Genomic DNA, 11,721 nt, shown 5'->3' on the forward strand with positions numbered 1-11,721 from the left:
GTGGGTATCAGTTACGAAGATCTGGAAGTCGGCAGTACGACCGAAATCGGCCGCTATACGTTCGAATCGGACGATATCAAGGCATTCGCGCAACGCTACGATCCGCAACCGTTCCACCTCGACGAAGCGGCCGGCAAGGCATCGCCGTTCGGTGGACTGGTTGCGAGCGGCTGGCATACGTGCTCGGTGTTCATGAGCCTGCTCGTCAAGAAGCTGGGGCCGGATTCGACCAGCATGGGCTCGCCCGGCATCGACTCGATCCGCTGGCTCAAGCCCGTGCGTGCCGGCGACACGATCACGATGTACCAGAAGGTCCACGACAAGCGCGTGTCGGCGAGCAAGCCCGATCGCGGCATCGTGTCGACGGAGTGGATCGGCGTCAACGGTGCCGGCGACACGGTGATCAGCGTGCATACCAAGGTGATCTTCGGACTGCGTCATCCGCAAGGAGTCGGCGTATGACCGACGTGACAGTGCCGCTTATCGCGTCGGCGCAAGCGCTGCACGAGCGGGTCGGTGCGGAGCCGCTCGCGAGCGGCTGGGTCGAGATCGACCAGCGTCGCGTCGATGGTTTTGCCGACGCCACCGGCGATCATCAGTGGATTCACGTCGATCCCGAGCGGGCGCGGCGCGAGTCGCCATTCGGCGGCCCGATCACGCACGGATTCCTGACGCTGTCGCTGATTCCCGCGCTGATGATCGAAGCGATGCGCTTCGAGCAGAAGATGGGTGTGAACTACGGACTGAACCGCGTGCGATTCCTGAAGCCGGTGCCGGTCGGCGCACGCGTGCGCGCGCTGTTCGCGGTGAAGGAAGCCGCAGAGGCGGCTCAGGGCGGTGTGCAGGTGACGTGGTCGGTGTCGATGCAGGTCGAGCGTCCGGACGTGCCGTTGCTCGTTTGCGCGGCGGAATTCATTACGCTGCACTATTTCTGATGCGCGCGGCGGCATCGACGGATGCCGCCGCGTCGCTTGGTGCGTGGTTCGTCAGTGCTTCGCGTATTGCGTCGCACCGAACAGCATTTCGCGCGCCTTGTCATCCTGCAGCGGCTTGCGCAGCGATGCGAGTACTTCGACGCCGCGCTGCACGGCCGGACGCGCGGCAATCGTTTCGTGCCAGCGCTTCACGTTTGGCAGTTCGTCGAGCACGATGCCCTGATTCTGCCACGAGCGCGTCCACGGGAACGTTGCAATGTCCGCGATCGTGTACGTGTCGCCGGCGAGAAATTCGGATTCGCCGAGACGCTTTTCCATCACGTTGTAAAGGCGCTTCGCTTCGTTCGTGTAGCGATTCACCGCGTACTCGATCTTCTCCGGCGCATACAGCCGGAAGTGATGTGCCTGCCCGAGCATCGGGCCGACGCCGCCCATCTGAAACATCAGCCATTCGAGCGTCGCGTAGCGCTCGGCCGGCTCGGTCGGCAGGAACTTGCCGGTCTTTTCCGCCAGGTACACGAGGATCGCGCCCGATTCGAACAGCGAGATCGGCTTGCCGTCGGGGCCGTCCGCGTCGACGATCGCGGGGATCTTGTTGTTCGGGCTGATCTTCAGGAATTCGGGCTTGAACTGGTCGCCCGCACCGATATCGACCGGATGCGCACGATACGCGAGGCCCGTTTCCTCGAGCATGATGTGTACCTTGTGGCCGTTCGGGGTCGCCCAGCTGTAGACGTCGATCATCGTCAACTCCTTTATTGCATGCGCGAAAACGGCGCCGGCGGGGCGCCGCGACAGGCGGTCATTAGAGCATGGATCGATGCGGGCTGCAGGCGACGGAAACGTGCGGCCGCGTGCATGTCGGTGCGGCGACCGAAACGCCGCCGGAACGGCGAGGGCTTGCGGATCAGCGCTTGTAGCGCGGTTGGCGTTTCTCGAGGAATGCGGTAATCCCTTCGAATGCGTTCGCATGATGCAACGATGCGACGAAGTGATCGCGCTCGGTGTCCAGATGCGCATCGAGCGGCTGGGCGGTCGCATCGTCGAGCAGCGACTTGATGCGCGTGAGCGCGTTCGGCGAGATGCCGGCAAGCGAGTCGGCCCACGCGAGCGCGTCGGACAGCGCGGCACCGGGCACGGCGAGCCGATTGACGACGCCGAGCGCATGCAGGCGGTCGGCCGCGACGGGCTTGCCTTCGAACAGGATTTCGGCGGCGAGCGCACGCGGCAATGCGCGCGCGAGGAACCACGAGCCGCCGCCGTCGGGCGTGAGGCCGACGCGCGCGTACGACATCACGAACTTCGCGTCGTGCGCGGCAACGATCAGGTCGCACGCGAGCGCGAGCGAAAAGCCCGCGCCGGCCGCCGCACCTTCGACTGCCGCGATCACGGGCTTGGTCGCTGCGCGGATCGCCGTGATCCACGCGGCGAGTTGATCGATGCTGTCGGCCTGATAGGACGGATCCTTCGAGCGGTTGTCGAGCAGCCGGTTCAGGTTGCCGCCTGCGCAAAAGAAACGATCGGCACCCGTGAGCACGACCGCGCGAATGGCGGGGTCGCGCTCGGCGGTGGCGAGCGCCTCGACGCCGGCCGCATACATGTCGGGATGCAGCGCGTTGCGTGCGCCGGGATTGGACAGCGTGAGGACGAGCGTCGATTCGCTCTCGGGTGGACGCGAGGCCAGCAGTTCAGCGCTCATGCGAGTGTGTCTCCATCGGATGGCGAGGCTGCGGCACCGCATGCTACGCGGGCGCGTGCGCATACCCGTGAGGGTGCTGCCGCAGCGGATGCGTTGTTGTCGTGACAGACGCGAAACTGCTTTAGACTAGCACGAACGTGCTTTTCAGCGCGACGCATTCCGATGCCGCCGGCATCGCCGCGGCCGCGCTTCAGCAACGTAGGAGACTCCGATGCTACAGCTGTGCGGTATTCCGTTGTCCAACTATTACAACAAGGTGAAGTTCGTCCTGCTCGAGCATGACATCCCGTTCGAGGAATCGGCATGCAGCCTGCCGATCAGCGATCCGGCACTGCTCGCCGATTCGCCGCTCGGCAAGATTCCGTTCTTGAGGACGGAGGAGGGCGCGCTGTTCGAATCGCAGGTGATCATCGAGTATCTGGCGGCGCGTTATCCCGACAAGGCCATTTTCCCGGCCGGACCGTTCGCGGCCGCGAAGGTGCGCGAACTCGTCGAGACGCTCGAGCTGTATCTCGAATGGACCACGCGCGAGGTCTATACGGAAGCGTTTTTCGGCGGCAAGGTCAGCGACGGGACGAAGGCGCACGTCGAGAGGCGCCTGCCGCGCTCGATCGATGCGTTCAAGCGGATGACGCAGTTCTCGCCCTACGTGCTGGGCGACACGTTCAGTCTTGCGGACATTGCCGCGACGATCCATCTGCCGGTGATCGGCATGGCGACGAAGGCCATCTTCGGCCGCGATTTCCTGCTTGATGCCGGCATTGACTGGAAGGCGCACGCGAAGCTGGTCGGTGAGCGGCCGGCCGCGCAGCGCGTGGCGGCTGATCGCAAGGCCTATGTCGAGGCGATGAGCGCCGCGCGTTCGTAAGCGCGGCGCGGGCGCGGTGTCGTACCGCGCCCGGCCGCCCATGCAGGACTTACAGGCGTGCGAGCCGTTCGAGTGCGGATGCCAGCGTGCTTTCCTGTTTCGCGAAGCAGAAGCGCACGATGCCCGATTCGTGCGGTTCGTGATAGAACGCCGACACCGGAATCGCCGCCACGCCGATCTCCGACGTGAGCCACTTCGAGAATTCCGCTTCGGGCAGGTCGCTGATCGCCGAATAGTCAACGCACTGGAAGTACGTGCCGGGGCAGGGCAGCAGCTTGAAGCGCGTGCGCTCGAGGCCGGCGCGGAAGAAGTCGCGCTTCTTCTGGTAGAAGTCGGGCAGTGTCAGGTACGGTGCCGGATCGCGCAGGTAGTCGGCGAGCCCGACCTGCATCGGTGTGTTCACCGTGAACACGTTGAACTGATGGACCTTGCGGAACTCCGCGGTCAGCGCGGCAGGCGCCGCGACGTAGCCAACCTTCCAGCCCGTCACATGGTAGGTCTTCCCGAAGCTCGACACGATGAAGCTGCGCGCGGCCAGTTCCGGGTAGCGCGCGACGCTTTCATGCCGCGCGCCGTCGTAGACCATGTGTTCGTACACTTCATCCGACAGGATCAGCACGTTGGTGCCGCGCACGATCTCCTCGAGCTTGCGCATGTCGGCCTCGCGCCACACGGTGCCGGTCGGATTGTGCGGCGTGTTGATCATGATCATTCGCGTTTTCGGCGTGATCGCGGCGGCCAGGCGATCGAACGGGATCGCATAGTCGGGCGCTTCCAGCGTGACGAACACGGGCTTGCCGCCGGCGAGCTCGATCGACGGCAGATAGCTGTCGTAGGTCGGTTCGACGACGATCACCTCGTCACCCGGATGGACCGCGCACAGGATCGCCGTCAGCAGGGCCTGCGTCGCGCCGGCCGTGACCGTGATCTCGGTGGCCGGGTCGTAGAGCCGGCCGTAGACCTGCGCGATCTTGCCGGCGATCGCGTCGCGCAACGGCGCGATGCCGGCCATCGGCGGATACTGGTTGTGACCGTTGCGCATCGCGGTCGCGACCGCGTCGACGATGCGCGGGTCGCAGTCGAAATCCGGGAAGCCCTGGCCGAGGTTCACGGCGCCTTTCTCGGCGGCGAGCGCGCTCATGACCGTGAAGATCGTCGTGCCGACGTTCGGCAGGCGCGAGGGAAAAACGGGAGTCGTAGGCATGTCGGAAGGAGCGTTCATCGATACGGTCGCAAGCGGGTGGTGCCGGGCCCTTCAGGCCGGCGTGGGAGTGGTGGCCGACGCGGCATCGAGCGCGCAGGCTTCGGTAAACGGCGCGGGCTGCGCGATCCGGAAGCCGAAGTCGCGTGCGGTGCGCTTCGCGAGCTTCAGCAGCGCACGGTCCTTCGATACGAGCCAGTCCGCCTGCGCGGCGCGCGCAAGCTCGAGGAATTTCTGGTCGTCGCGGTCCTTGCACTTTGGCAGGGGGGGCGCGCCGGCCTCGACGGGCGGTGGCTCGACAAGGCTGGTCAGGCGCGCGACCGTCGCGAGCGCTTCGGCCTTGTCGATCGCGCGCGCCTGAAACTGCGGATAATCGAGCACGAGTTCTAGCTCGTTCAGGCAGCGGCCGTCGATTACGGCGGCCAGCGTGCCGCGTTCGAGCGCAGCCCGGATCGGGCGTGTGGCAGGGTCGTCGAATACGAGTATGTCGATCCAGACGTTCGAGTCGAGCACGACGCGATGTGCGGCATGCGGGGCGAGGGAGCGGGTCATTCGTTACAATCGGTGGTTTTCGTCTGACCGCAAGGCACGGCGTGCCAGCGAGCCTCTATGATAATCGTTCTCTCCCCAGCCAAATCCCTCGACTACGATACGCCCGCCCACGTCCCGTCTTACACGAAGCCTGCATTCGTCGACGATGCGTCGGAACTGATCGACGGCCTGCGCAAGTTGTCGCCGCAGGACATCTCGACGCTGATGGACATCTCCGACCCGCTCGCGCGGCTGAACTTCCAGCGCTATGCGGACTGGTCGCCGACCTTCACGACGGCCAACGCGAAGCAGGCCGTGCTCGCGTTCAACGGTGACGTGTATGAAGGGTTCGATGCCAAATCGCTGTCGGCCGCCGATCTCGACTATGCGCAGCAGCACGTGCGCGTGCTGTCGGGCCTGTACGGGCTGCTGCGTCCGCTCGACCTGCTGCAGCCGTACCGGCTCGAGATGGGTACCCGATTCGCGAACGCGCGCGGCAAGGATCTGTATGCGTTCTGGGGCGACCGGATCACGCGGGCGTTGAACGAGCAGCTCGAGACGCGCAGCGGCGCGGCGCGCGTGCTGATCAACTGCGCGTCGACCGAGTACTTCAAGTCGGTCAAGCCCAAACTGCTGGCCGCGCCGATCGTCACGCCGGTGTTCGAGGACTGGAAGGGCGGCCGCTACAAGATCATCAGCTTCCATGCGAAGCGCGCCCGTGGCTTGATGGCGCGCTACATCGTCGAGAACCGCATCGCCGAACCGGCGGCGCTGAAGGATTTCGCGGTGGAAGACTACGCGTTCGATGCCGCTGCGTCGAACGATTCGACTTACGTATATCGCCGGCGAATCGGCGAATGACCAAGCCGGCCGTTCACGAGACGGCCGGCGCTGCATGAGGCCGGACACGCGGCAAACTGCCGGTTCCGGTCGACTGCTCTGCATCGGGCCGGAGTCAGTGCTGAAGCACTCATTCCGCTCGACACTGGAGAGATAGATGACCCTTTCGATTACCAGCAATTTCGACGCGGGCGCCATCGACGTCGTGTCATGCGACAGCCCCGACGCGATCCGGCTGCGCGTACGCGGCGACAACCGCTCGGAATTCGCCCAATGGTTCTACTTTCGCTTGACGGGCGCACGCGGTGCGCGGTGCGTGATGTCGTTCGAGAATGCGGCCGAATGCGCGTATCCGTCGGGATGGCGTAACTACAGTGCGGTCGCGAGCTACGACCGGGTCGACTGGTTCCGCGTGCCGACGACGTTCGACGGCAAGACGATGACCATCGACCATACGCCCGAGTTCGACAGCATCTACTACGCGTATTTCGAGCCGTACTCGGAGGAGCGTCATGCAGCGTTCCTCGGCGCGGTCCAGCAATTGCCGCAGGCGAGCGTCGTCGAGCTCGGCCGAACGGTCGAAGGCCGTCCGATGTCGCTGCTGACGCTCGGTACGCCGGAGGTCGACGGCGCACCGAAGAAGAAAGTATGGATCATCGCGCGCCAGCACCCGGGCGAGACGATGGCCGAGTGGTTCGTCGAAGGGTTCGTCAAGCGACTGGCCGGGTGGGGCGACTGGGCGGGCGATCCGGTGGCGCGCAAGCTATACGACCGCGCGACGTTCTACATCGTCCCGAACATGAATCCGGACGGCAGCGTGCACGGCAACCTGCGCACCAACGCGGCAGGCGCGAATTTGAACCGCGAGTGGATGGCGCCCGATGCCGAGCGCAGCCCCGAAGTGCTGGCTGTGCGCGATGCGATCCATTCGATCGGCTGCGACATGTTCTTCGACATTCACGGTGACGAAGATCTGCCGTACGTGTTCGTCGCCGGTTCGGAAATGCTGCCGAGCTTCACGGAGCAGCAGGGCAAGGAGCAGACCGCATTCATCGATGCGTTCAAGGTCGCGAGCCCGGATTTCCAGACCGAGCACGGTTATGCGGCGAGCAAGTACAAGGAAGACGCGCTCAAGCTTGCGTCGAAGTACATCGGCCATCAGTTTGGCTGCCTGTCTCTGACGCTCGAGATGCCGTTCAAGGACAATGCAAACCTTCCGGACGAGCGGGTCGGCTGGAACGGCGAGCGGAGCGCCGCGCTTGGCGCGGCGATGCTGGCGGCGATCCTGGTGCACGTCGAGACGTTCGCGTAAGCGTACCGTCGTCGATGTGAAAAAGCCGGCGCATCGAGCGATGCGCCGGCTTTCTTGCTTCTGTCGTTGCCGCTCCGTCGAATCAGGACTTCTTCTTCGCAGTTTTCTTCTTCACGGTTTTCTTCTGGCCGCTTGATTTTTGCGTTGCGACGGCCTTCTTGCCGGTGCGGCCGGATGCCTTGGCCTTGACCTTGCCGCGGTGCGACTTGCCCTTGAATTTCTTCGTCGACGACGACGAGCGCTCGACACGTGGCTTCAGCGGTGGCACCGGATCGTTCCAGCTGAACGCCAGCATTTGTTGTCCGACATAGCCGCAGCGGAATTTCAGCGGTGTCGGGTCGCTGCCGTCGCTGTGGACGCCGAGGCCGTCCACCGTGACGATGTTGTCGACCTTCACGCGCTGCTTGCCCTGATCGAACGAATCGTTCCACGGCGTGATCGTCGCGTTGCCATTTTCGAACGCGTTCGGCGCGAAGTCGACGCGGTCGAAGGCCGTCGATGTGCTGGCGATGAAGCTGCCGTGCGCCGCACAATCGGCGACGATCGGATCGGCATGCATCTCATTGACGAATTTGTTGATCAGTTCGGAGCGCTGATCGAGGAGGTCGGCGAATACCGGTGCCGGAAGCGCAAGCGACAGGCCCGCGACACAGGCTGCCAGCTTGCCGAACGCCCGGAAGATCCGGAGCGAGGCAGGTGAGCTGTCCATCTGGTTATTGGTGAGGAGCGAATGAGACATCGGGCACGTATAGATGCCCGATGGAGAACAGGAGTTCAATCTTAGCGTAAAAAAGTTGTGCGGCAGTAGATGTCGCGCTCTTCCGCGCTGCGGAAGCGGATCGTCACGCGCACCGACCGCACCGGGACCGGCGGGTTCAGGCGCGCGGGCCGCCGAGGCGATAGCGCCGAACGTCGAACGTCGTGACCCACGCTGGACGATAGACGGCGATGAGTGCGGTGGCCATGCCGGTGAACCACGCTTCGCCGAGCGCGAGCAGCGCGGTGTTCAGCAGATAGCCTGCGGGAATGACGACGGGCACGCCGTCCGCGAGAACGAGCCGGACACCGGCCGCGGCCGCGGCGACGGCGACGATCGCGATGGCCGGTGACAGGAATCCCTGGCCGGCGATGAACGACGCGAGATTGTGCGGGAGCCACGCGATCGCGGCGCGTTGCAGCAACGCGGACACGGCGACCGGTAGCGCGCCGTAGATCAGATAGGTGACGCCGACGCCTTGCCACGGCGCATCGAAGACGATCGCGGCGACGGCCGTGACGACGCCCATCGCAATCAGCGCAAGCGTCCAGTCGAACAGCGTGACGAGCAGCGTCGCGCCGAGCAGGTGCATGACGATGCCGTCTTCGAGCCACGCATTCGAGGCCCAGAGCACCGTGATCGCGGTGACGAGCGCGAGCCACACGTGCTGGAGCGTCGCGTCCTGGAGACGGACGAAGGGACGTTTCCAGAGCGCGAGCGCGAGCAGCGCCACGGCGGCGATCCAGCCACCGATGCCAACCCAGAGCGGAAGCGGTGTGAAAAGAAAACCCATGCGTCCATATTACTCGTTGAGCATCAAAGGTGGGAATCCGCACATGTCGACCGTCGCAATATCGATACTGTCCGATCAGCGCTCGCGCCGAAACCGCGCTGGTGGTTCGGCCGCGAGCGGCAGGTCCCGGGTGTCGGTGTTCGCGGCGGGCAGCGGGTATGGACGGTCGTTCCGTTGCTTGCGCAGCGGAACCGGGCCGCGTTCGCCGATGACGGGCTTCCTTGCTCGATCACGGTTCGCCAGCAGTACCTCGAGATGCGGCGACAGCCACCCGTTGTAGATCGCGACTGCGGCGGCGCGGTTTGCCGCGCCCAGCTGCTGGAAGATGCTGGCGAGATGGATCTTCACGGTGCCTTCGCTGATGCCGAGCGTGCGAGCGATCATCTTGTTGGTGCTGCCCATATGGACGAAGCGCATGATCTGCGCCTGTCTCGGCGAGAGGAGGCCGCTTGGCGGGCGGCGCGGCAGCGATCCGGCGAGCGTCTGGAAATGGGCGTCGTGGCGTACCGCGGCAGCGGAGGGCAGCAGGCTGAGTGCGATGGGCGGGATGTAATGGCCGCCCAGCAGAACCATTTCGAGTGCCCGCACGATCAGGTGCGGCCGCGTGGAGTGCGGGATTACACCCGCGACGCCATAGTTGTAGAAGCGCTGGATGGCTTCCGGCGTGGATTCGTCGATCAGTACCGCGGCGGGCGTCGGCGAGCAGGCGCTGCAGAGCGCCTGGAGTTCGCAGAGGCGGCCGACGTCCATCCAGTCGATGGCAACGAGGTCGAAGCGCTGGGTGCGCAGCAGCCGGCGCGCCTGGAAGCCATCGGGCGCATCGTTGATACTGGCGTGACGGTCGATCTGCCGCAGCAGGGCCTTCAGTCCGTCACGCCGTTCGGCGTCTGAGTTCAGCACCAGGAACCGCATATTCAACCTCCGTAAGGTGAGTCATTGAGCTGCCGTTGGCATGCGTTGGGTCCAATAATGACAAAAACCTTACACTAAGTCTGCTTGGCTGAAAGGCTTAGGAGAAGTCTGAAATTTCGAGTGAGGGAAATGCGGACGAGAAAAAAGCCGCTCCGGATCGAACCGGGAGCGGCTTCGTCGGGCAGGCGCTGCGGGCCTGCGATGTACGATCAGTGAAAGTGCGGTTGGGCGGGCGATGCGTCTTCCGGCATTTCCGCATGGACGATCTCGCCGAGCGGATCCGCATAGAGCGGCACGCCGCAGTCGTCGCAGTATTCAGGCTCGAAGCGGCCCGCGTGCCGGCGGACGTCGGTCACACCGCATTCCTTCAGCAGACTGACGATCTCCTCGAGCGGCCCTTCGATCGGTGCTTCGCCTTCGAGCGTCGCGCTGTCGATCGACACGTCGCCGTTTTCGCGGCCGTAGAGCGGCCACACGACGCCATAGATCACGTCGTTGCTGGCGCGTCGCGTGAAGCCGACGCGATACTCGTCGATCCGGCGCTCGCCGAAGCCCGCGACCACGGCGCGCAGCTCTTGCGGTGCCGTACCAAGTGTGTCGAAAAGATAACGTATGGCCGTTCGGACGGTGTGCGGACGGATGCGCTCGTCCGCGTCACGGCAGGCCGAATAGTATGCGTCCGGGAGCAGGCATTCGAACTCGCAGCCGGGGAGCGCAATCGACAGGTTCGGACCACCCTGCGCGGTCCATTGCTCGAGACACTGACCGCGTTCGATCCGATTGCCGTGCTCTTCTTCCTGCCAGCGGAACAGCGGCGCGCCGGCGGGAGCGGCGACGACGGCGAGGAGGAAGCGCGGGTCAGCCAGGATCGGCGAGGTTTCGGGCAGGTCGCCGAAGCTGAGCTTGGCTGCATGCTGGCCGAGCGCCGCGTGCGCGAGTTGCTGGGCGAGCCGGTAGGTCTCGACGTGGTGACGCGGCAATTGGTCGATGCTGTAGAGGAACGGGGCCAGCCCGACCAGCGTGCCGCTCGCGAGCACGTGCGCCTGCAGGTGCGTGCGCAATGCGTCGGCGACGTCGCTTTTCAGCGGGCCCGACGGAATCATGTAGCGCGTCCAGGCAAGAACGGGAACGGCGACCAGCAGCGCATCGTACGGCTGGCCTTCGTGCTCGATCACCATCGATTCACTATGCGTCTCGGCCATGTCGGCGAGCGCGCCATAGGCATCAGGGTGGTTCTGTTGCAGATGGTCGAGTGCCGCGTCGAGCGTGGTCTGGTTGCCGTTGCGAACGATCTTGGCGAGTAGCGCATCGAGCTTCGCTTCCCAGAAGCGATCCTCGATGCGGCTGCCCGAGGCGAAGAGCGCAAGCGACAGGCCGACCAGTTTGTCGGCGTCGGGGGGGAGACGTTTGGCGATTCGCTGGCGCATATTAAATACGTATAGAAAGGGGCGAAGAACCTCACATTCTAGTCCGTTCTTTGCACCACAAGCGGTCTCGTGTTCCGGCATGGCCGGAAGGCCGAATCGACGGGGATGAAGAAAAATCCATCAAACCCTTGCGCGATTGCCGGGAGCTGCTTAGAATCACGCCTCTTTCGCGCTAACGGAAACGCAGCGCGGAGGAAGAAGGGAAGCGGTGCGGTTGAGGGTCGGTTGTCGAGCCCCGGCGCACATGAAGCTGAACCCAGTCGTCGCAACGAAGCAGTTCAAAAAGTTGTTGACTGACTGAAAAACACGGTTCATAATCTCGCTTCTCTGCTGCTGAAAACGCAGCGCTGCTGGGAAACTTCAGGTTTGTCGCAGAAATGCTCTTTAAAAATTAACAGCCGATAAGTGTGGGCGCTTGATGGAAGCGAGCTGATCCTCGGATCAGA

Annotated in this window: 13 protein-coding genes; 5 read left to right on the plus strand and 8 right to left on the minus strand. The window is 64.3% G+C overall.

Going from position 1 to position 11,721, the window contains the following annotated elements; genetic code table 11:
- Both WS75_RS11775 and WS75_RS11780 read left to right on the plus strand, forming a co-directional pair.
- Positions 1 to 462, plus strand: a complete 462-nt coding sequence (locus tag WS75_RS11775; protein ID WP_059680606.1) for a MaoC family dehydratase — start codon at positions 1 to 3, stop codon at positions 460 to 462.
- Positions 459 to 935, plus strand: a complete 477-nt coding sequence (locus WS75_RS11780) for a MaoC family dehydratase (protein WP_059680607.1) — start codon at positions 459 to 461, stop codon at positions 933 to 935. The genes WS75_RS11775 and WS75_RS11780 overlap by 4 nt, the downstream gene beginning before the upstream one ends.
- 51 nt (positions 936 to 986) lie before the next feature.
- Here WS75_RS11780 and WS75_RS11785 read toward each other — a convergent pair whose 3' ends face one another.
- Both WS75_RS11785 and WS75_RS11790 read right to left on the minus strand, forming a co-directional pair.
- Positions 987 to 1,679 (minus strand): glutathione binding-like protein, encoded by a 693-nt coding sequence (locus WS75_RS11785; RefSeq protein WP_059680608.1) that lies wholly within the window; start codon positions 1,677 to 1,679, stop codon positions 987 to 989.
- A 163-nt stretch (positions 1,680 to 1,842) separates the two neighbouring features.
- Positions 1,843 to 2,634 carry an oxepin-CoA hydrolase, alternative type gene (locus WS75_RS11790; RefSeq protein ID WP_059680609.1) on the minus strand — a complete coding sequence of 264 codons (792 nt, stop codon included), beginning with the start codon at positions 2,632 to 2,634 and terminating at the stop codon, positions 1,843 to 1,845.
- Positions 2,635 to 2,845: 211 nt separating this feature from the next.
- Here WS75_RS11790 and WS75_RS11795 point away from each other — a divergent pair, with 211 nt between their 5' ends.
- Positions 2,846 to 3,502, plus strand: a complete 657-nt coding sequence (locus tag WS75_RS11795) for a glutathione S-transferase family protein (RefSeq protein WP_059680610.1) — start codon at positions 2,846 to 2,848, stop codon at positions 3,500 to 3,502.
- 49 nt (positions 3,503 to 3,551) lie between these two features.
- Here the strand turns inward: WS75_RS11795 and WS75_RS11800 are convergent, their stop codons facing one another.
- Entirely contained in the window at positions 3,552 to 4,724 is a 1,173-nt protein-coding gene (locus WS75_RS11800; protein WP_059680611.1) for a pyridoxal phosphate-dependent aminotransferase, read from the minus strand.
- Positions 4,725 to 4,757: 33 nt separating this feature from the next.
- The gene (locus WS75_RS11805; protein WP_059680612.1) at positions 4,758 to 5,255 is read right to left on the minus strand and encodes a putative toxin-antitoxin system toxin component, PIN family; all 498 of its coding nucleotides are present in this window, start codon (positions 5,253 to 5,255) and stop codon (positions 4,758 to 4,760) included.
- A gap of 57 nt (positions 5,256 to 5,312) precedes the next feature.
- Between WS75_RS11805 and yaaA the strand changes: the two genes are divergently transcribed.
- Together yaaA and WS75_RS11815 are read left to right on the plus strand one after the other, a co-directional pair.
- Complete coding sequence (gene yaaA / locus WS75_RS11810; protein WP_059680613.1) at positions 5,313 to 6,095, plus strand: peroxide stress protein YaaA; 783 nt, start codon at positions 5,313 to 5,315, stop codon at positions 6,093 to 6,095.
- 136 nt (positions 6,096 to 6,231) lie between these two features.
- Positions 6,232 to 7,386: a M14 family metallopeptidase gene (locus tag WS75_RS11815; RefSeq protein ID WP_059680614.1), complete on the plus strand. Its 1,155-nt coding sequence runs from the start codon at positions 6,232 to 6,234 to the stop codon at positions 7,384 to 7,386.
- Positions 7,387 to 7,468: 82 nt separating this feature from the next.
- Here the strand turns inward: WS75_RS11815 and WS75_RS11820 are convergent, their stop codons facing one another.
- The 4 genes from WS75_RS11820 to WS75_RS11835 all read right to left on the minus strand — a co-directional run bounded on the left by WS75_RS11820 (position 7,469) and on the right by WS75_RS11835 (position 11,275).
- The gene (locus WS75_RS11820; RefSeq protein WP_059680615.1) at positions 7,469 to 8,125 is read right to left on the minus strand and encodes a BspC domain-containing protein; all 657 of its coding nucleotides are present in this window, start codon (positions 8,123 to 8,125) and stop codon (positions 7,469 to 7,471) included.
- 136 nt (positions 8,126 to 8,261) lie between these two features.
- Positions 8,262 to 8,936: an energy-coupling factor ABC transporter permease gene (locus WS75_RS11825; RefSeq protein ID WP_059680616.1), complete on the minus strand. Its 675-nt coding sequence runs from the start codon at positions 8,934 to 8,936 to the stop codon at positions 8,262 to 8,264.
- Between the two features lie 75 nt (positions 8,937 to 9,011).
- Positions 9,012 to 9,848 carry a response regulator transcription factor gene (locus WS75_RS11830; RefSeq protein WP_059680617.1) on the minus strand — a complete coding sequence of 279 codons (837 nt, stop codon included), beginning with the start codon at positions 9,846 to 9,848 and terminating at the stop codon, positions 9,012 to 9,014.
- Between the two features lie 209 nt (positions 9,849 to 10,057).
- Entirely contained in the window at positions 10,058 to 11,275 is a 1,218-nt protein-coding gene (locus WS75_RS11835; RefSeq protein WP_059680618.1) for a DUF2863 family protein, read from the minus strand.
- Positions 11,276 to 11,721: the final 446 nt, after the last annotated feature.

The sequence above is a fragment of the Burkholderia sp. FL-7-2-10-S1-D7 genome (assembly GCF_001524185.1).
Lineage (GTDB): Bacteria > Pseudomonadota > Gammaproteobacteria > Burkholderiales > Burkholderiaceae > Burkholderia > Burkholderia diffusa.